Below are 19,994 nucleotides of genomic sequence, written 5' to 3'. Positions count from 1 at the left end.
AGAACGACCGCTTTCCGCCCATTTCGAGGGTCCTGAAATCGCATTGGTCACCCCAGTCACACTTAGAACCCAAAGTCATCATGATCTGCGTCGGCATCTTTTTCTTGGGGGTGTTCTGGCAGATGCCTTAGATAATCCTCCTGAAACGCGAGAGCCTCTGCGCCGCCCCTCAAGACCTTCACGTCATAGGCCGAAACTCTGACAGCGCTCATATCATCAAAGACCACCACAATTGTGGTGTGGTCGCGTGCTATTTTTGATTTCCATCCGGGTGTTCGTTCAGCTGCTGCAGCGCATACGCGCCTCAAAAGCATCGCGAGTGTCAATCGATGGGATGTCCCAGCATCTTCATCAATTGGCTCATCTTCTTCTCTTGTCTGACCAGCCGATCTTGCATGGTGTTGGTCAGTGTTTCTGTTTGTCGACTCAACTCCGTAAACGCTTTGGTCATTTCCGCGTGCTGCGCCTGATACGTTTGCTGTGTTTCGATCAGCTCCCGCAGCAGGCTGGCCAAGCGTTCGCCCAGTGCTTCCCTCTGGTCGTCCGGCCTCGTCAGCAGATCGATCAGGGGGTAGAGCCCCTCCACCTTCTTGTGCGTCTGCAGCAGTTGATCGAATATCACTTTGGATGGTTCCGGCAGGTCGAGCGGTGCGTGTTGATCTAATGGCTTGGTCAAGGAGGCTCTCCATTTTTGGGGTTTGGAAGATGTCGATAAGTGCTTCGCAATCGAGGGCGTTTCGTAGTTTGCGAAGCGTGCCGCAGAAGGTGAGCCGCTCGCGTAAAGCGCGGGGTCGCCATGCTGGGCCAAGTGCGCCGCTAAACATCTGTGCGTCAGTTGAGGAAAATGCAAAGGCTTGGGTGCCAAAAGCGTTGACCTTTTCCTCTCCATGAAACGCACTATTTTGCTCCTCGAGATGTTGGTTCAAGTCAGCCAGAGTTTCGGGCTGCCTCCGAAGAAGGACTTGTTGCAGGTCTTTGTGCAACGCGGCGGGGATTGCTTCGGTTAGTCTGCGCCCTGGCGTGATGGGTTCCAGGCGGGGTAACGCATCCGGATCGAAATATGCCGGCGGGGGCAAGCCAAGCATCGAACACAGATGTTTGTGAGCGGCTTCGCTTTTCGCGGATGATCCTGTGAATGTGATAGGCCGCCCCGCGAAATCGCGAAGGACGATCGCGGTATGCACGTGATCGCAAGCCCCGTCTGTGTGGCGTTTGGCGAACCAAGGCGTCATTTCTGGATCGAGCCCAAGCATCTTCATCGCCGTTGCGACCGTCCGTTTCCAGATCTTCTTTGCCGCCTTAATCCCGACGGGTAGCGATAATGTCATGTGCAGAAATTGGGGTTCATCGGGTTGGGCGGCGGCCAAAACGCGAAACCGTTTGAACAAATCGCGATTGCTCCGGTTCGGGATCGTGCCGCCGATCGGCTCGGCTCCGTCCTTGTTGATGTAGCGATTGAGGCGATCTGGATCATTGTGAATTTGAATATACGGGCGCATGTCACTCCTCTCGAAGTCTGTCGGTAATCGCGTCACAGGCCTCAATGATTTTCCGCACCGCTTTATCGGCCCTACGTCCCGCCAACCGGCGATTGTAGCTTTCATCTTCCCCAAGGATTTCATTTGCGAGCAGTCCCAGCCGGCCAACTTGTGCCGCAATTCTGGAAAGGTCTGCAGAAGGCTCCTCCAGCACGCAGTCGATAATATACGCGGATCGAGTGCTATATCGCGCCGCCGTCTGCCCCGCCGTGATCGCAGCCTTCTGTTCAGCTGTCGGGTAAATCTTCCAAGGTGTTTCTCTCTTTGGCATACGGCTTGTCCTTCAGGGTCTGGCAATCGTCAGATGTTCAGGATGCCCACCCGGCGAGCTGTGATAACCTCACCGCTATGCCCGAGTATGGCTTCCCGAATGACCTCGGATCGCGCTCGTTTTCTGGACTTAAGGACGCAGTTCATTCTGTCATCAGTGAATATCGTCTATTCTGGACAGGTATGTCGCTTTTTTGTGGATAAAGGTCTGGGCCCACTTTGTTGCGCCATAGCGAAGGCACCGTGTTTGCCACGCTCTTCCATGAAGTTTATCTGCAACCGCTTTTTTGCACATCTGCGGCAAGGACCTAAGGAGGGGGCCCGTTTTTATGTTTTACCAAGTTTTGGTGCTGGAGGCCGTTTTTCTTTTCTGGCTGCGTTAGAAATATCGAACGACACATCACCACCCAGACGCACTGAACGGAACGCGTTTGGGTGGTGACGCGACAAAATAGTGGGGATTTTAACCATCATGCCTGACTTGCGGCTGCAAACTGTTCCATGGCTGCTTCAAGGTTTTCCAAAATTTCCGACATCAGAACTTCAGGTTCGGGCAAATTGTCGAGGTCTGTCATGGTGGCGTCTTTGAGCCAGAACAGATCAAGGCTGGCCTTGTCACGGCTGAGTAGCTCCTGCCGCGAGAACGCGCGCCACCTTCCGTCTGATGTTTCATCGCTCCATGTGGCTCTGCGCTTATGCCGGTTCTCGGGATTGTAACAGCGGACAAAATCTTCCAGATGCGCATGTGTGAGAGGCTTTTGTTTCAGTGTGTGGTGAACATTCGTGCGGTAGTCATAGAACCAGACCTGAGAGGTCTGCGGATCGGGGCTGGCGGGGCGGTTGTCAAAGAAGATCACGTTCGCCTTGACGCCTTGTGCATAGAAAATGCCAGTCGGCAGGCGCAGGATTGTGTGCAAGTCGGTGTTCTGCAAAAGCTTGCGTCGGATCACTTCGCCAGCGCCGCCCTCAAACAGCACGTTGTCCGGCACAACCACAGCCGCGCGGCCAGTGGTTTTCAGCATCGCGCTGATGTGCTGCACGAAATTCAACTGCTTGTTCGAGGTTGTCGCCCAGAAGTCCTGTCGGTTGTAAGTCAGGTCTTCGGACTCTTGCTCCCCTTCGGCATTGGTGAAACTCATCGAGCTTTTCTTGCCGAATGGCGGGTTTGCCAGCACGATGTCTACGCCCTCGGAAGGGGCCGAGATCAGTGCATCAGCAGGAGACACAAGGCTCTCGCCTGTCATTTCGCCGATACCGTGCAAATACATGTTCATAAGGCACAGGCGCCGCGTCCCCGCCACGATCTCGTTTCCCGAAAACGTGCTGTGTTTCAGGAATGCCTTTTGGTCTTTATCCAAAGAATAATTATCTGTGGAAGTCAGAAAATCACTGGCAGCCAGAAAAAAACCACCCGTGCCACAGGCCGGATCTGCGATGGTCTGGCCGGGGGCGGGGCGCATGCATTGCACCATTGCGCTGATCAAGGCGCGCGGGGTGAAATACTGACCTGCCCCTGATTTCGTGTCCTCGGCGTTGCGCTCAAGGAGACCTTCGTAAATGTCTCCCTTCACATCAGAGCCGAGCTGCACCCATTTCGTGCCGTCTACCATATCGATCAGCCGGAATAGCTTCGCCGGATCTGTGATTTTGTTTTGGGATTTGGTGAAGATCTGCCCGAGCATCCCGCGCTGTTCGCCCAGCTTGCGCAGCAAGGCCACGTAATGCGCCTCAAGGTCCGCACCGCGCTTGGTGGTGAGGGAGGTCCAGTCAAAACCCGACGGAATGCCGATATCGCGGCTATAAGGTGGTTTGCCGTATTCATCTGCCATTTTGAGGAAGATCAGATAGGTCAGCTGTTCAAGATAGTCGCCATAGCCCACGCCGTCATCACGCAGGGTGGTGCAGAAACTCCAGACTTTTGAAACAATAGGGGCGGTGCTCATGCTTCTACCTCGGTCTTATAGGCCACGCCAGACTGGTCGAGCTGTGCCGACTTGCCCATTGCACTTTCAACAATCTGGATCAGCTTGCTTTTACGGCCACTGTAAAATTGTTCAAAATCGTTCGCCCGCAGTTCGGCTTCCGGAATGTAGTGGCTGGTGAGGATTTCGTTCATCTCCTCGTCTGATAGGTTGACCTGTTTGTGCTTTTGTAGGTCGGCGAGGTAGACAGACGGTGCCTTACGCCCGATCATCCTGTTGGCCTTGTAAGCAATGGGTGTCTTGTTCACGATGGAGTTGTAAACGCTTTCCTTAATTCCCTGATCCTCACACCACGCTCGCGGGAATATGTGATGGATGTCGAGGCCCAGCTCTTCTTTATCGAGTTCTTGGATAGTCGCTTTCCAAAAGAAATCGCGCGCACCTTGCCGTATCACAAGCACATTCAGACCTTTGTAGGCGGCGCTGTTTCGGGAGCGCAGCGTGTCCAGACGGCTTTCCTGAAAAGCTGCCTCAGAAATGGTGCGGGGGAACTGATAGGTTAATTCGAAATTTTCGTCATCAAGGTCGCTGGTGAGCCATGGCATTAACTCTTCATAATCGTTTGCAATACGGGTCTCCACTGCGCCGCCGTAAAGTTCGCCAAGGACACCACACCAAAACCAACGGGACAGGCGGTCATAAATGCGCGGCTCCAACCAGCGTTCTTTGATTTGCGATAGAACTGCGGCCAATGGGATCAGCTGAGTGCGATAAGGTAGTTCGCGTGCGTTAAAGAAACACTGTTTTCGCATGAACTTTGCGACCAGCATTAAGCCTTCTTCAACCTCAGGCGCCCACTTTTGATAGTCTTCCAGGGTCAATGAGAGCACGGTTGCACGCTTTGCGCTGACGGCAGAAACGGCCTTGCCCTTTTTGCCAGCCGCGATATCGGCTTTCCGCATGCCCGAGCTTTTCAAAATCGAGATCACTTGCAGGAAATCCGCCGCCGCAAACCCTTTCAGCATCGGTTCCTTACTAAGACGCGTCGCGCGGCCCTCAAAGCCTCGCAACTTGCTTCCATACCAATCATCGCGCAGATTGAAGCCGTCGGCGGCAAAAGTAGCGGTCACCAATTCGAACACGGATAGTGGCACACCGCCTGTATTTACTTTTTCAAATACCAGGCAGACTGCCTCCTTAGACGTGGCCTTGCCTAGGGTGATAGCGGGCAGTTGATAGCTACGAAACGCGGTAAGGACCTTCTTTCGGAATGCCATAAAGTCGCTGAATTTCTCAGGGGCGTGTTCGTGCAATGCTTCCTCCCAAGCATCCGAACTGAGAATTTCCGAGCATGGGAAATGAAAGTTTGTCACCTCCAACTCGGTGGATGACAGGTCCAGCACAACATCGCGGTCGAAATTAGTCTTCAGTTTCTTGTCGGCAGGCACCGAGATAAATGCATCTTCCAACCCGCCGTCCTCCAATGCCGTGGCAATGTCGATATAGTAGTATCGGTCGATCTTCTTGCCCTTGGCATCAAAGGTCTGCACGGGTTTATTCAGCGCCAACACCTGAGTGAGCGATGTCAGGCGTTGCTGGCCGTCGAGGATCAGCCGCTCGGGTTCCGGCACCTTGTCCTTAAACGTGACATTCTCGATCGGGCGCACCTGAAACCGGACTTCTCCACCTGTGTCGAGCATCATCACTGCACCCACTGGGAACGACCGCGCGATGCTGATCAAGAGGGACTTCACATGCTCATCATCCCAGACCCAGCCGCGTTGGAAATCGGGTAGCTGGATAATCCCTTTGGTAATGTCGGCCAAAACCTGCGGCAGGGGGAGTTTGGTGCTGTCAAAAGTGCTCATATTTGGTCCTCAGGTCTAACAAGTGCGTCACTGTCGCGATCAAGTTCCCAGAACTCCACGTCGTATGGGATCATGTGAGCTTGTGTGCGGCGGAAATAACTTAAAAGGCTTTCTTTATAGCCCATGCGATGGCTGCGCTCGGCAAAGAAAATCTTGCGGTAGTCTGGCGGTGCCATGTGGAAATAGAACATGGCTTCGGCCCAGTTTTTCATCTTTGCACTGGGGATATTGCCACCTGATGTCCATGTCTGTGTTTTACATTCGACAATGATGCGAGGGTTGTCTGACCCGAGGTCAAAGGCATGGTTCTTTTTGAGGTTTCCCAACCCGCAAGGAACTTTGTGGTTGAGATTCAACTCCAGCCCGTGTCCCGCTAGAATCTTTTGTGCCCGCAATTCAAAGTCACGGCCAACTTGCGTGTTGCTGATTGCGCCTTCACGCTGGAAATTATTCATGCAGCGCCTCGCTTTTTTCGTTTCGGCTTTGGTGCGGCCTCACGTTCGGCCTTGATACGGGCAAGCAGGGCGGCGGCGGGTTCGTCGTCGGGGTCTTGGGGGGCCAACTTGCCGCTGAATGCTTGTTTGAGGATGGATTGGCGCAGGGCGTCGGCGCGTGTGAGCGCGGCGTCGATCTCGGCCTCCATCGTGTCGGCAGCAGAGAGGCGTTCGTCGAGGATACGGGTGATTTCGGATTGTTCGGCGGGGGAGCAGATGGGAATATTCAAGTCCTGCAATTCCTTCGCGCTGATATTATTCACCCCGCTTGTAGATTTTGCCTTTGCTTCGATCTGTCCGCGAATATGCGGCTCAGCCATTATGTGGGCGAGGTATTGCGGACGAAGCGAGTTAGAAATTGCTCTAAGCCGGATCAGGTATCCCGCAAATAGGTTTCCGGTATCCTGCGCAGTGACTAAGGCTGGTTTGCCAACGATGGACAGGCTCCCGTTGGAACGAACCGTAAGGATATCACCTTCAATAAGGGAGTATTGTTCTGCCTCGTTGTCGTTAAAGTCAGCTTTCTTAAGGTCGGTTGCATCTATTCGACCTGCGCCAATGTTTGGAATCCTGAGCACACCATATGCGCCGCCATCGTAGTCGCACTTCTTCGAGGTTCCATAGCTTGGGGTCTCAATCATCAGGCCAAGCGGAATTTTCGCCCAGCCGTTCAATCCCAAGTTGATGCTTGATACGGGGATGTCGCGTGGCCGTTTCGGCTTCGCAGGTTTCTTGCCTTCTTCTCCGCCGTTGCGCCACGCCTCAAGGGCGGTTTGCCAGTCGTCCAGCGCGGCCTTGTAGCGGGCGTCGCGTTCGGTTTGGATGCGGGCCAAGAGGGTTTTGGGATCTTCCAACTTATCCGCGTTGGCCGCGCGCCAATCGGCGGTCAGGCGGCCTTCAAATGCGGATTTGAGCAAGGATTGGCGGTAAAGCCCAAGTGCGGCCCGCGCCGCCTGCAAATTCTCGACCCCCTTGTCGATCCGCTCGAACATCGCCTCGATCTTGTCCACGATGCGGCGTTGTTCATTGAGGGGGGCGATGGGGAAAATACAACGCTTTAGGAATCCAAAATGGCGGGAATAGCCGCGATTGGGTAGCTTTATTGCCGAATAAAGATAGTAGTAAAATTTTGGCAATAGAAGCGGTGAGGCTGCCAGTATTTTGATGCCATCCGCACCGGGCGCAAAGTCGTTCCTCACAAATTTAAAGCAGCGGGTATGGTCTCCGAAAACAAGGAGCGGTTCATCCACATAGATAATCGTGTTTTCATCATCCGTATATCCACCGACAAACGATGCACCTTGGTCAATTACGGGCCACTTACCTTTTTTTAGATATAGCTTCTGTGGAATTTTCTTTTCCGAGGTTGAAATAACGCTGAAAACCTCATCGAATGACGCCTCTGCCCAACTATCTGGAACGACCGGTGCAACTGGGGTCCATTCGTCAGGCTTAGTGACCTGTGGCACATCAGTCATGCAGACAACGCCTCATTCATCTCATCCATCACGGCCTCCATGCCTTCGCCAAACAGCGCATACATCTGCCCCATCCCGCCCTTGCCGTCAAAGGGGGCCATGTCCAGATCGTCACGCTCGATGATGAAAGATGTCGCCAGATGGTCGCGGATCATGCGCAGCCAGTCCATCTGCTCCTCTGAAAACTTTTCGCCCGCGCCGGCGTGGTGTTTCAAAATCCAGTTCTGGAAGTTTTTGCGCACGCGGTCTGAATGGCGGGTCAGCGTGCTATCCAGCCCCGTCACCCGCCGCACCAGCGCCACCAGTGCCGTCAGATTGCCTGCGGGGCTATCGCCCTTGTAGCCCTCCAGATGCGCATAGGCGCGCCAGACGGTCAGCGGCGCAAGGCGGGGGCGGTCAGCAGTCAACCTCACCAGCAGCTCCTTGACCATGGCAAAGCTCACCTCGGCGCGGCGTGCAGGGGTGTTGAAATAGATTGTCAGCGCGGCGATCTGGTCGCGGTTGTCTTTCAGGTATTCCTCAAACTCCGATGTCATCGCCTCGGCGTTTTCGGTCACGTCCCCCGCAAAGTCGGCATTCAGCAGCGTGTCTTTGCTATCATGGTCAATCGTCTGGTCATAGTCACGGCGGATCGTGTCGATCATGTTGATCAGCGTGCCAGTGAATAGGGTTGAGACCTGTTTGATCCGCGCCTCTTGCGCCTCGTTCATCGCGGCATCGTCCGGCTCCGGGTGGCCAGCGGCCTTGGCGTCTTCCTCGACCCTATCCGGATCAATGGCATCAAACAGATCGCGCACAAGGTTGGACAGGGGCTGGCCCGCCTCCGCCGCGATCTTGTCTTTGTCCGCGGCGTCCAGTTTCGTATCCAGCCGCGACAGGCGGGAGGCAAGCGAGCTGACGGTGTCAGCGCTGCGATCACCCATCAACAGCCCCATGGCGAGGTCTTTGAACGGGATCGACGGCTTGGTGTCCAACGGCTGGCTGGCGGTCTTGATGGATTTCGTGACGCCCACGGCATCGACAATGACGTAATGGGTTTTCGCCTGCGCAGAAGGCGTAACCTTTTGCAGTGCATCAGCGGTGACGACACGGGTGCCGCGCCCCTTCATCTGTTCGAAATAGTTTTTCGATTTCACATCGCGCATGAAGATCAGGCATTCCAGCGCCTTCACATCCGTTCCGGTTGCGATCATGTCGACGGTTACGGCGATGCGCGGGTAATATTCGTTGCGAAAGGCCGCAAGGGTCGATTTCGGGTTCTTCGCACCGCCGGTAATCTTGCGGCAGAATTCATTGCCCTCACCAAATTCGGTGCGCACCATCTGGATGATGTCATCTGCATGGCTGTCGGTCTTAGCAAAGATCAGGGTTTTCGGCACTTCTCTGCGCCCTGGAAAGATCGTGGGCCAGGCATCGCGGTAGGTCGTGATGACGGTGCGGATCTGGTCGGGGGCAACGACAGAGCGATCCAGTTGGCTTGCCGCGTATTTCAGATCGTCATCCTGTGTCTCCCAACGGCGCGCGCGGGTTTGGCGCTCGCGCTTTTCCACCATCTGCTTGGCTTTTACGCTTCCTCCGCCTTTGGACATCTCGGTCTCTATCAAGAAGACCTCGTTGCCCACGTTCACTTTGTCAGCGACCGCATTCTCGTGGGTGTATTCGCTGACGACATTTTGCTGGAAGAAGCCGTAGGTGCGCGCATCCGGCGTGGCAGTCAGGCCGATGAGGAAGGCGTCGAAATATTCGATCACCTGCCGCCAGAGATTGTAAATGGAGCGGTGGCATTCGTCGATTACTACCACATCAAAGGTCTCGGGTGGTAGTTTCGGGTTATAAACAACGGGCAGGGGCTGCTTGCGCTGCCACTTTTGTTCTTCGGGGTGATCCTCTTCCGCCGCCTCGTCCAGCGGCTCGCCCTTGAGGGTCGCATACATGCGCTGGATCGTGGAAATCACCACCTGCGTGTCGCCAGCCATTGAGGGCGACGTCAGGCGTTGGACGTTGTAAAGTTCAGTGAACTTGCGGTTATCGTCGTTGGGCAGATAGGCCATGAATTCCCCCTCAGCCTGTTCGCCAAGGTTTTTTGTATCTACCAGAAACAAGATGCGCCGCGCGCCCGCGTGTTTAAGAAGGCGGTAGATTTGCGTGATCGAAGTAAAAGTTTTTCCAGATCCGGTTGCCATCTGCACCAAAGCGCGGGGTTTGACCATCTGAAGCGAGTTCTCCAGCTTGGTGATGGCAGTGATTTGGCATGCCCGTAGACCGTCTGTATTCAAGTCTGGCAGGTTTTGCAGGCCAGCGCGCAAGGATTGCGGAGCGTTCGCCCAAGCTTTGAGGGTTTCGGGTTGGTGAAACGTAAACACCTCTCGTGATCGCGGTGCGGGATCGCGCCCGTCAGTGAACCGTGTCACGACGGACGTGGCTTCGTAAACGAAGGGCAAAGGCTCGTTGTTCTTCACCCATTTCAGCTTGGCTGCCGCGTAGCCCGAGGATTGCTCTTCAACGGTTGTCAGGCGCTCGCCCCAACTGTCCGGCTTGGCCTCAACCACGCCAACGGCTTTCCCTTCGACGAAGAGGACATAGTCCGCTGGTCCAATGTCGGTCTGGTATTCCCGCACCGCGACCCCCAGCGACGCGTTGGGGTTCAGCGATGCCTTGTCCTGCACCTGCCAGCCAGCAGTGACCAAGCGCTTGTCGATTTGATCTCGAGCGATCTGTTCGGGGGTTTGGTTGATTGGATGGGGCATCGATACTGCAATTTTCTGTTTTTCAGATCATTGCCCTAAACAAGTGTGAGGGCAATCCGTATGGCCTTTTTTGGGAGCCTGACCTGACTAATGGTTTCATTTGTATAAAAGTATTGGGCTGCAAAGATGGAAAGGGTATTTTCTGAATTCGTGTGATATAATACGAACTTGTAGCGGCTCATCACTCGCATATCTAGAACAACCTCGGGAGCAACTTAATAGCCACATACAGCGGTCCCAGAGGCTTCGCATCGCGGCGATAGGTCCCTTCATTCACATCCAAGGGCCTGTGTCCCATGAGGTCGCGCCGATCGATACCGGGAACGACAAGGGTGCTGCCATCTTCCTGGCGCAGATTGATAAGCGTATCGTTTACGTAACTGCGCAGACTGGCTACACAATATTTTTCGGGATTTCCGTCGAGGCTCCGAAGCAGGGATTGGCGCCAGACGTGATCGAGACTGTCTCCGAATTTCTTATCATAGGGCGGGGGGCGACCATCCGCTTGTAAGCACATCTCTCTTACTTTCGCGGGGATTGCTTCAGGGAAAAGGAATGACTGGTGAGATGAACGTCTTCCATTAACGAATTCCATGAATCCAAGCTCGATCAGGTGTGGATGGAGCGGGACGCGCCGTTGGCTGAACCTCGTCTTGAGGCCACGCACTGTATTTTCGCGAATATGCACGAAAGGGATATCATCGTCATACCCAACATCGCTCTCGCGAAGCCCTGCAATTTCTGAACGGCGCGCGCCTGTATAGGCGAGCAGAAGGTTGATCCAGTAATGGTGATCCTTAATGAGAATCTTACCCACCTCATGCCGTCGTCCCTTGCTTTTGCAGCCCTGCCAAAGTGGATGCGCAAAGACCCGTTGGACGTCTTCCAAAACGAACACCGACCGCTTTTGAGCGTCTGAACGTTTGTCGATGGGGATCAAATCGGTCGTTTGCGGCGTAAACGGCAGCGTATTCCCCTCATTGGCGGCAAATCTGATAATACCAACGATGGTCGTCAGATGCCGTGCGATCGTTGGAGGGGACAGGCCCACAGCGATGTCCGTCCTGTTCTGGATAGTTTCCACCAGTTCCCTAAAAGTCAGGTTCTTCTGCGCATCTGATTTCCAGTAATGTTTGGGAAGCTGCTTTTCCAAAGAATGCCCGAACATATCGATATGATGCTGGCGCACATCCGTGACCATCTGCACCCCCGTGAGGTAGAGGAAAAGGCTTACGGATTTCAGTTTTTGCAGGGAGGTATCTTCTTGGGACTTTGATCTTCGGATCATCCGGACAGCCGTGCCGAATAGATCAGCACCATATGTCCGCTCAACCACGACATTCTGCGCTGTGCCGTCAAATTCGGGCTCCTCCGGCTGCTGCATGGCCTGTTCGCGTTGGACATGGATTGTTTGTGCCGTGAAGCGATCCTGGATCAAATCAACACCTTCGGTAACGCACGGCTTTTGTGTCGGTGCAGTTGCAACAGGTTCGGGTGGTATCGGGGGCAGTGCGGGCGCTTCGGAGCGTTCGGGTGTTTGATGGCCCGACAGAAGGTCTATTGCTGCCGTGCGGGCTTGCTCGCATGCGTGAACGGGAACGGCTCCCAGCGCTACATGCGCGGCCATATGCGCTTCCAGAGTGGCTTTGCGCAGGAAAAGCTTGTCGTATTGAGCAAAATCGGAACGCTTCAGGATGTCCGTAGCGCGTTGCTGAATATCCGCGTTGAACCGATCGGACATGAAGGTTGCATAGGTTTCACTGTGCAAAGACAGTGCTTCATCGCGCAGGGACGGATCAATTTGCGCCAGCCTCATCTGCGGCATCTCTTTGCACAGACCATCTTCGGCCATGCTGGACAGAATAACTGCTTTGAGATGATTCTGGCGGGCCTTGCATGCTGTCATGGACCCGTCGACATGCTCGACCGTGCGTTCGACCCTGAGGTCGCGCAGGACACGGCGTAGCTCGGCCTTGAAAAAGGCGGCTACCTCCGTTTCGGGCAGTGTCATATGAAGATCGTTGTCCAGCATTTGGTCCATGTGCGCGGTGAGCTTTGCACAGGATTTAAGGGCCAATTTGCGATCTGTCGTCCCTAAGGACAGCATCACCGGGCGTTTTTCTGTGGACAAACCGGGGAGGCGACGGCGGTAAAACCACGTTTCTCGCCGTCTGGTAAGGTAAAAAAATCTGTCCATAGTGACCTCGATTCTGGTCACTGTTCAGGAGGGAAAATTTGATCCCAAGGCGCCTCGGGCGGCTTTTTGTGTGAGCACTTGTGTAAACGCTTGTGTAAACACCTGTGTCGCAAAACCTCAGATCATCCCAGCTAATAAGGCGGGCTGCCTGATCTAAAACGATAAATCCGGAAAGTTGGCTGGGATGGTAGGATTCGAACCTACGGTACACTGTACCAAAAACAGTTGCCTTACCACTTGGCTACATCCCAGCAGCGACTTGGCTGATACGAAAAACCGCAGGGGGGATCAACCCTGAAAAACGGGTTTCTGTCATTCCGTCGCCGCGTCTTCGCGCAGCAGGTCCTCTTTCTCTTCCGACTGGCGTTCGGCGTCGATCATGCGGTCCAGCGCGCCGTCTTCTTCCGAGGACACCTCGGCCACGGCACGGCTGCCTTGGGGTTTGGGCGGCGGCGTCGGGCTGGCGGGGGTGGGCGTTTCGGCGGAGGCCTCGGCGGGCAGGAAGGGGCCGGGAAGGTCCAGCGTGTAGGTGGTGTTGGGCAGGGCGATGCCTTCATGCTCGAGCGCGAGCTTGACGAGGCGCAACGCCTCTCCCCGGGCCAGCAGGAGCGAGGTTTCGGTCTGGTCGATCCAGCCCGCCACGTTCAATTCGGTGCCCGCATCGGTGATGTCGCCCAGCCAGGCGTTGGCCTTGGGTTCGGGTAGCACGAAGGGCAGATCATGCACGATGGATTTCGCCAGATCCCGCGCTTTCGCCAGATCCGTCGCGCTGTCGATGCCCACGGTGAACAGGAACCGGCGTTCGCGGTTTTCGCTGAAGTTGATGATTCGCGCTTTGAAGACCGTCGCGTTGGGGATCCGGATGTGGTTGCCGTCGAAACTGAGCAGGATGGTCGCGCGCGAGGTCAGGCGGATCACCTTGCCCTGATCGCCGTTGATCTCGACCACGTCGTTGGGGCGGAACGGCTGGCGGATCGACAGCATGACCGAGGCGATGAAATTCTCGACCGTATCGCGCACGGCAAAGCCGATGGCCAGACCGATCAGGCCGGCGGCGCCCAGGATCGTCGAGAGGAGCGCGGTCGCGTTGAGGATGTCGAGCGCCACGACAAGGCCGATGATCACGAAGGCGATGCGCACGAACTGGCGGAAGACATCGGCGATGAAGGCATTGGGGGCAAGCCGGTCCCACGGTTGGCGCATCCGGGCCACCAGAAAGCCGATGATGGTGATAAGGCCCATCACCAGCGCGGCGATCACCAGCAGGGGCAGCACCACCAGCAATTGGTTGACGCGGGCCATGAACCGGTCGACCGCCGGATCAAGGCGGCGGGCAAGCTCGGCGGTTTCGGTGACGTCGTTGCGCACGGCGACGACGCCTTCGACCCGCGAGACGAGCGGCTCAAGCGCCTGCGCTTCGGCCATTGAGGCGGTGGTGCCGCGCAGGCGCACGATACCTTCGCGGACTGTCACGGTGACATCGTCGTAATTGCCCAGCTCGTGCAGGATTTCGCGGATGCGCACGGCGATATCGGCGTCCTGCTGGCGGGATTGCTCCGTGGTGATCGTGCCCGACGGCCCCTCCTGTGCGAGGGTCGTAAGCGCCGGGAAAAGCAGCGTGAGGGTCAGCAGACACAGCCGGAGAAAGGACATCGGATTACCCCGTTGAGGACGATTTTCGCCGATCCTAGGGGGAACGTCTCCGCCTGACCAGAGCCGCGCCTCAGATACGGGCGGGGTCGGCCTTGGCCACGGCATCCAGCGCCATGAGCGTCCGGATCACGCCGTCCATATCCGCAAGCCGGATCATGTTGGGCCCATCCGACGGCGCGTTGTCGGGGTCTTCGTGGGTTTCAAGGAACACCGCCCCGATACCAAGCGCCACGGCAGCCCGTGCCAGCACCGGCGCAAACTCGCGTTGGCCGCCGCTGGCGCCGCCCAGACCGCCGGGTTGCGCGACCGCGTGGGTGGCGTCCATCACCACCGGATAGCCGGTCTTCATCATCTCGGGCAGGGACCGCATGTCGGCCACCAGCGCGTTGTAGCCAAAAGACACGCCGCGCTCGGTCAGCAGGATGCGCCGGTTGCCGGTGGATTCGACCTTGTCCACCACGTTCGCCATGTCCCAAGGGGCAAGGAACTGGCCCTTCTTGACGTTGATCGCAGCACCGGTCTCTCCGGCGGCGAGCAACAGATCGGTCTGGCGGCTCAGGAAGGCCGGGATTTGCAGGATGTCGCAGACCTCGGCCACGGGGGCGCATTGGTCGGGCGCGTGGACGTCGGTCAGCACGGGGCAGCCGAACTCCTTGCGGATGGCGGCGTGAATCGCCAGCCCCTCGTCCATGCCAAGCCCGCGTTTTCCCGACAGGGACGTGCGGTTGGCCTTATCATAGCTGCCCTTGAACACGAATTGCGCGCCGTGCGTGTCGCAGACGCGCGCCATTTCGGTGGCAATCATGCGCGCGTGGTCCAGACTTTCAAGCTGGCACGGGCCGGCGATGATCGTCAACGGGCGGTCGTTCGAGGCCGTCACAGACCCAATTTCGACGTCTTTCATCAAGAGCTTACCTGTTCGCGAAGGATTGAAGCGGTGAGGGAGATCATCAAGTAGATGCCCGACAGGATCAAGAACGCCAACAAGGTATTTTCGAAGGCTTTGGGATAGGTCGCCTCATCCGGGGCGATGGGTGCGACGGAAATTGACATGTAGCGCACCTGCCGGTTGGCCTCGATCCGCGCGGTGTCGAGCGAGGCGCTGGCCGCCTGCACCTTTTGCACGGCGATCAGGTAATTCTCTTCCGCCTGCCGCAGCCGCGCGTTGTTCGACACGATCGACCCGCCGTCGCCGCTGGACAACTGACCGCGCAGATCGTTGATCTGGTTTTCCAGCAGGGTGATCTGCGATTGCGTGGCGTTGACCTGAGCCTCATTGGGGCGGCGGTTGTTGAGCAGGCTGGCAAGGCTGAGCCGTTCCTGATCGAGCTCGATCTGCAAGGTGGTGATCCGCTGCTGGAGCGAGGCAGTGGCACCGGTGGCGTCGGGTTGCTGGATCTCTTCTTGCACGGCGACGAGCGCGGCGAGCGCCTCCTGCCGCCGCTCTTCCGCCTGTTCCGCCTCAAGCATGGCGCCTTCCATCTGGTCCGAACGCACCCGCTGGGTCAACTGGTCCACCTGCTCTTCGGCGTAGCCGATCAGGGCTTCGGAAAACTCCTGACTTTTCTGCGGGTCGGCGGCGATAACCTCCATTTTCAGGATGCCTTCGGTGGGGTCGTAGCCGATTTGCACGTGATCCTGAAAGACCGCATAGGCAGCCTCGTTCGAGGCGCCCTCTTCCAGCCGCTGGATCGGGTCGATCGACGGGTCCGAGAAATGTTCGATGAAGCCGTGATCCTCATCCAGCCGCAGGAACGCTTCGCGGCTGGTCATGTAGGATTGCACGGTGGTGCTGTCGGTCTGGGTGGCAAGGCCGGTGCCCTGAAACAGACCGCCAAGGCCCGAGGCGCCGGTGCTTTCCGCCTGCTGGATCACGAATTCGGATTTCGTGCCATACATCGGGGTGGCCACGACGTAGAAATAATAGCCCGCGGCCAGCGTCGGCAGGATGACGAACATCGCCAGCCGCCCCATCAACGCCAACAGGTTGCGGCGGCGGCGTTTGGCGATGTCGCGCTGGATGCGGCTGATCTCGCTCGCGCGGCGTTCGGCGGGATTGTCCGGCGCGCCAAGCTGGGTCGAGGGCAGCGCGTTGCTCCGTTTCACGGTCTGCGGCAGTTGCACCCGCGGCTGTTCGGCCGGTTCCTTGGCGGTGGTGGTCTGCAATTCAGTGGCCGCGGCGCGGGTCTGGGCGTTGTTCGGGGTGACGAGTTCGAGCACGTTGGCCCGCTGGAACGGGTCGATGCCCTTCTGGCGAAGCTGTCGCACCGCGTCGAAGTCCGAGGTCACGGCAAGGCCGTTCTTCTGCGCCACCCGCCGCGCCATACGCAACTGGCGTCCGGTCAGACCCTCTTGCCGGATCGCGTCGATGTCGGTTTCGGCGGCGACGGTGCGCGCGCTGTCCACCGCGCCCGTCTTGGGCGTGGGGTCCGGTTGCGTCTTTGGTGTCGGTTCAGGGGACGGGCGCGCGTCCGGCTTGCCCTGCGCGTCGGATGTTTGCGGCGGTGGAGTCGCGGGCGCGTCTGCCTTTGGCTGGGCAGAGGCGCGGCGAACCCTAAATTTCTGCGCCTTGGGCTTCGTAGTCATAGAGCTGTTTCGCTTCTTCCAAGGTGTCAAACATAACCAACTTGCCGTCCTTCAGGACCGCCGCCGATCTGGCGAATCGTTCAAGCGTCTTCGCTTGGTGGGACACGATGATCACCGTTGTGGTCTCAAGGCGCTCTTTGAGCACTTCCCCCGCCTTGCAGTTGAACTCGGCATCCGTGGTCTGGGGCATTCCTTCATCGATCAGATAGATGTCAAAATCCAGCGCCAGCATCAATGAAAAGGTAAAGCGCGCGCGCATGCCCTGGGAATAGGTGCCCACGGGCATGTCGAAATATTCGTTGATCCCGGCCATCCAGCGGCAGAAGGCTTCGACGTAGTCCGGGTCCAGCCCGTAGAGCCGCGCGATATAGCGGCAATTCTCGCGCGCGGTGTGGCGGCTGACCACGCCGCCCATGAACCCCAGCGGAAAGGAAATGCGGCTTTGGCGAATGATCTCGCCCTCGTCCGGTTTTTCCAGCCCCGCCATCATGTTGATGATCGTGGTCTTGCCGGTGCCGTTGGGGGCAAGGATGCCCAGCGAATTGCCCAGTTCCACGCGAAAGCTGGCGCGGTCAAGGATCACCTTGCGCTGCGTGCCGGTCCAGAAGGACTTGCTGACGTTCACAAACTCGAGCATTTCCGCAGCCGACCTCATCTGATGTTTGCCCCTTGGGGGCGGGGGATCCATGGATTGCGGGTATAGGTTCGCAATCTGGCTACAATATGTCGATGGTCGGGCCATTGTTGCAATGGCGAATGGGCGCGCCGCTCCGGGCGCCCCGTTGGAGATTTCGCCACCGCACCTTACATGACGGGGATGACCCTGCGCGACGAGATCACGAATTGCCGCATCTGCGCCGAGCGGTTCGCGGCAACCAAGACCCGCCACCAGCCGCGCCCGGTGCCCTGGTTCACCCCCACCGCGCGGGTATTGATTGCCGGGCAGGCGCCTGGCCTGCGGGTGCATCGCAGCGGCAAGCCCTTCACCGATGCCTCGGGCGACCGTCTGCGCGACTGGCTGGGCATGCCGCCCGAGGTCTTCTACGACCTGTCGCGGGTGGCGATCGTGCCCATGGCCTTCTGCTTTCCGGGCTACAATGCCCAGGGCTACGACCTGCCGCCGCCCAAGGTCTGCGGCCAGACATGGCATGACCGGGTGATGGCGGAACTGCCGCAGGTGCGGTTGCGGGTCCTCGTCGGGGGGGCGGCGCACCGGTATCATCTGGGGACGAAAGCGGGGGTGACGGAAACCGTGCAGAACTGGCGCGCCTATGCGCCGGACACCTTTGTCTTGCCTCATCCGTCGTGGCGCAATACCGGGTGGCTGACGAAGAATCCCTGGTTCGGCGAAGAGGTTTTGCCCGCGCTGAAGGCCCGGGTCAAAGAGGTTCTGAATGACTGACGAGACTGAGATCACCGAGATCGACCGCGCCCACGGGGCGATGGCTGCCAACGACGAAGACGACATCGCCCGCCTACGGTTCTATGAGCGGCTGGCCGAGAGCGAGGTGTTTTTGTTGCTGGAGAAAGAGGCCGAGGGCGACCGGATCACCCCGGCGACTTTCGAGGTCGAGGACCAGTCCTATGTGCTGATCTTCGACCGCGAGGCGCGGATGTCGGAGTTCTACGGCAAGGACATCGCGCCCTATGCCGCCCTGTCCGGCCGCGCGATGGCGCAGATGCTGGAAGGCCAGAACATGGGCATGGCGCTGAACATGGGTGTCGCGCCTTCGGCCATGCTGATCCCCGCCGAGGCGGTGGACTGGCTCGCCCAGACGCTGGGCCGCGACCCGGAAGAGGTGGAGGGCCAGATCACCGAACTCACCCCGCCGCGGGGATTGCCCGACAGCTTGCTGCAGGCGCTTGACCGCAAACTTGCCACGGCGGCCGGGCTGGCGGTCGAGGCCTATCTGTGCGGCGTCACCTATGAAGGCGGCGGGCGCGGGCACATGCTGGCTTTTGTCGGCACGATCGAAGGCGCGGAAGCGGCGCTGACCGCCGCCGTGAATGAGGCTTTGGTGTTCTCGGGCATCGACGCGGGCATGTTGGACGTGGCGCATCTGGAGGGGGGCGATCCGGTGTCCGAACGCATCGCCAAGGTCGGGCTGCGGTTCGACTTGCCGACGCCGCAGATGCCCAGCCAGCCCGGTGCGAACCCGGGCATGGACCCGGCGAAGCCGCCCAAACTGCACTAGCCTGTAACGCGGCGGGCTTTGCGGGCGGGGACGGGGGCTCTGCCCCGCCGCGCGCGGGCGCGCGCGACTCCCCGGGATATTTCTTAAGCAAAGATGGGGCTGCTCAGTAACCTCGGGCGCGATCTACGAGGTGCGCGAAGGGGCGTCCGGCTTCGCCGCGGGCGATGTTGTCGGCGATGCAGAGCGCCGAGGTCTCGGGCCGCGTGGCCGAGGCGATATGCGGCGTCACCGTGACCTGCGGATGGGCCCAGAACGGGTGATCGGCGGGCAGAGGCTCGGTGCGGAACACGTCCAGCGTGGCATGGGCGATGTTGCGATCCAGCGCGGCGAGAAGCGCGCCGTCGTCAATGAGCGGGCCACGGCCGGGGTTGATGACGAAAGCGCCGTCGGCCAGCAGCGCCAGTGTTTGCGCGTTGAGGATGTTTTCGGTCGCATCGGTCAGGGGCAGCAGAAGCACCACGATTTCCGCATCCTGCAGGGCGGGGGTCAGCCCTTCATCCCCGGACAGGCAGGTGACATTGTCGATGGATTTCGCCGTCCGGCTCCACCCCGTGACGGGAAAGCCAAGCTGCGCCAGCGCCTGCGCGCAGGCGGTGCCCAACTCGCCCAGCCCCAGTATGGTGACCGGGCGGTCTTGTGCCAGGGGCGGCACGTGATCGCGCCATTGGCCGTCCTGTCCGTGGATGTGCAGGTCGATGCCCATGTGATGACGCAAGGTGTGGGCGACAACCCATTCCACCATCCCCGCGGTCAATCCGGGGTCGACCATCCGCGCCAGCGGCTGCGTCAGGGTCCGGTTCGGGGCGATATCCTCGACCCCCGCCCAGAGGTTCAGCACCGCCTTGCAGCGCGTGTAGGGGGTGAAGTCGCGCACCGGGCCGTTGGGGGCGGCGACGATGTAATCCACCGTCCCGGGCGCATGATCGCGGGCCAGATCGACGTCGAGGTTGTGTTGCGCGAAGGCCTTGGGCAGGGCTTTGCGGTAGGCGGGCCAGGCGGCATCGCCTGCGGAGAACAGCACCTTGATCGGGGTGGAAGACATGCGG

15 protein-coding genes and 1 tRNA gene are annotated in these 19,994 nt (G+C 58.4%); 2 read left to right on the top strand and 14 right to left on the bottom strand.

Annotated features, from left to right (window positions below; all coding sequences use genetic code 11):
- Positions 1-62 precede the first annotated feature (62 nt).
- The 13 genes from DC363_RS16745 to DC363_RS16210 all read right to left on the bottom strand — a co-directional run bounded on the left by DC363_RS16745 (position 63) and on the right by DC363_RS16210 (position 17,390).
- A complete protein-coding gene (locus DC363_RS16745; protein ID WP_146180810.1) occupies positions 63-1,499 on the bottom strand; it encodes a relaxase/mobilization nuclease domain-containing protein in 1,437 nt (478 codons plus the stop codon).
- A 1-nt stretch (position 1,500) separates the two neighbouring features.
- Complete coding sequence (locus tag DC363_RS16265; RefSeq protein ID WP_108642217.1) at positions 1,501-1,809, bottom strand: hypothetical protein; 309 nt, start codon at positions 1,807-1,809, stop codon at positions 1,501-1,503.
- A 469-nt stretch (positions 1,810-2,278) separates the two neighbouring features.
- Positions 2,279-3,751 carry a class I SAM-dependent DNA methyltransferase gene (locus DC363_RS16260; RefSeq protein WP_108642216.1) on the bottom strand — a complete coding sequence of 491 codons (1,473 nt, stop codon included), beginning with the start codon at positions 3,749-3,751 and terminating at the stop codon, positions 2,279-2,281.
- Positions 3,748-5,598 (bottom strand): DUF262 domain-containing protein, encoded by a 1,851-nt coding sequence (locus DC363_RS16255; RefSeq protein ID WP_108642215.1) that lies wholly within the window; start codon positions 5,596-5,598, stop codon positions 3,748-3,750. The genes DC363_RS16260 and DC363_RS16255 overlap by 4 nt, the downstream gene beginning before the upstream one ends.
- Complete coding sequence (locus DC363_RS16250; RefSeq protein WP_108642214.1) at positions 5,595-6,053, bottom strand: hypothetical protein; 459 nt, start codon at positions 6,051-6,053, stop codon at positions 5,595-5,597. The genes DC363_RS16255 and DC363_RS16250 overlap by 4 nt, the downstream gene beginning before the upstream one ends.
- Positions 6,050-7,570, bottom strand: a complete 1,521-nt coding sequence (locus DC363_RS16245) for a restriction endonuclease subunit S (protein WP_108642213.1) — start codon at positions 7,568-7,570, stop codon at positions 6,050-6,052. The genes DC363_RS16250 and DC363_RS16245 overlap by 4 nt, the downstream gene beginning before the upstream one ends.
- Positions 7,567-10,317, bottom strand: a complete 2,751-nt coding sequence (locus tag DC363_RS16240; RefSeq protein WP_108642212.1) for a type I restriction endonuclease subunit R — start codon at positions 10,315-10,317, stop codon at positions 7,567-7,569. Before DC363_RS16240 ends, DC363_RS16245 begins: the two co-directional genes overlap by 4 nt.
- A 193-nt stretch (positions 10,318-10,510) precedes the next feature.
- Complete coding sequence (locus DC363_RS16235; protein ID WP_146180809.1) at positions 10,511-12,514, bottom strand: site-specific integrase; 2,004 nt, start codon at positions 12,512-12,514, stop codon at positions 10,511-10,513.
- A 176-nt stretch (positions 12,515-12,690) separates the two neighbouring features.
- A tRNA-Gln gene (locus tag DC363_RS16230) sits at positions 12,691-12,765 on the bottom strand.
- A gap of 61 nt (positions 12,766-12,826) precedes the next feature.
- Complete coding sequence (locus tag DC363_RS16225) at positions 12,827-14,167, bottom strand: mechanosensitive ion channel domain-containing protein (protein ID WP_108642210.1); 1,341 nt, start codon at positions 14,165-14,167, stop codon at positions 12,827-12,829.
- A gap of 70 nt (positions 14,168-14,237) precedes the next feature.
- Entirely contained in the window at positions 14,238-15,071 is an 834-nt protein-coding gene (gene kdsA / locus DC363_RS16220; RefSeq protein WP_108642209.1) for a 3-deoxy-8-phosphooctulonate synthase, read from the bottom strand.
- Complete coding sequence (locus DC363_RS16215; protein ID WP_108642208.1) at positions 15,071-16,753, bottom strand: capsule biosynthesis protein; 1,683 nt, start codon at positions 16,751-16,753, stop codon at positions 15,071-15,073. Before DC363_RS16215 ends, kdsA begins: the two co-directional genes overlap by 1 nt.
- On the bottom strand, positions 16,722-17,390 hold the full coding sequence (locus DC363_RS16210) for an ABC transporter ATP-binding protein (protein WP_108642207.1): 669 nt from the start codon (positions 17,388-17,390) through the stop codon (positions 16,722-16,724). Before DC363_RS16210 ends, DC363_RS16215 begins: the two co-directional genes overlap by 32 nt.
- A 180-nt stretch (positions 17,391-17,570) precedes the next feature.
- Between DC363_RS16210 and DC363_RS16205 the strand changes: the two genes are divergently transcribed.
- Both DC363_RS16205 and DC363_RS16200 read left to right on the top strand, forming a co-directional pair.
- Positions 17,571-18,155 carry a uracil-DNA glycosylase family protein gene (locus DC363_RS16205; protein ID WP_108642206.1) on the top strand — a complete coding sequence of 195 codons (585 nt, stop codon included), beginning with the start codon at positions 17,571-17,573 and terminating at the stop codon, positions 18,153-18,155.
- Entirely contained in the window at positions 18,148-18,948 is an 801-nt protein-coding gene (locus DC363_RS16200; RefSeq protein ID WP_196778451.1) for an SseB family protein, read from the top strand. The genes DC363_RS16205 and DC363_RS16200 overlap by 8 nt, the downstream gene beginning before the upstream one ends.
- Positions 18,949-19,051: 103 nt before the next feature.
- Here DC363_RS16200 and DC363_RS16195 read toward each other — a convergent pair whose 3' ends face one another.
- Entirely contained in the window at positions 19,052-19,990 is a 939-nt protein-coding gene (locus DC363_RS16195; RefSeq protein WP_108642205.1) for a 2-hydroxyacid dehydrogenase, read from the bottom strand.
- Between the last annotated feature and the right edge of the window lie 4 nt (positions 19,991-19,994).

It is taken from the genome of Thalassorhabdomicrobium marinisediminis (genome assembly GCF_003072065.1).
GTDB lineage: Bacteria > Pseudomonadota > Alphaproteobacteria > Rhodobacterales > Rhodobacteraceae > Octadecabacter > Octadecabacter marinisediminis.
This window is presented reverse-complemented; position numbering and strand designations above follow the sequence as displayed.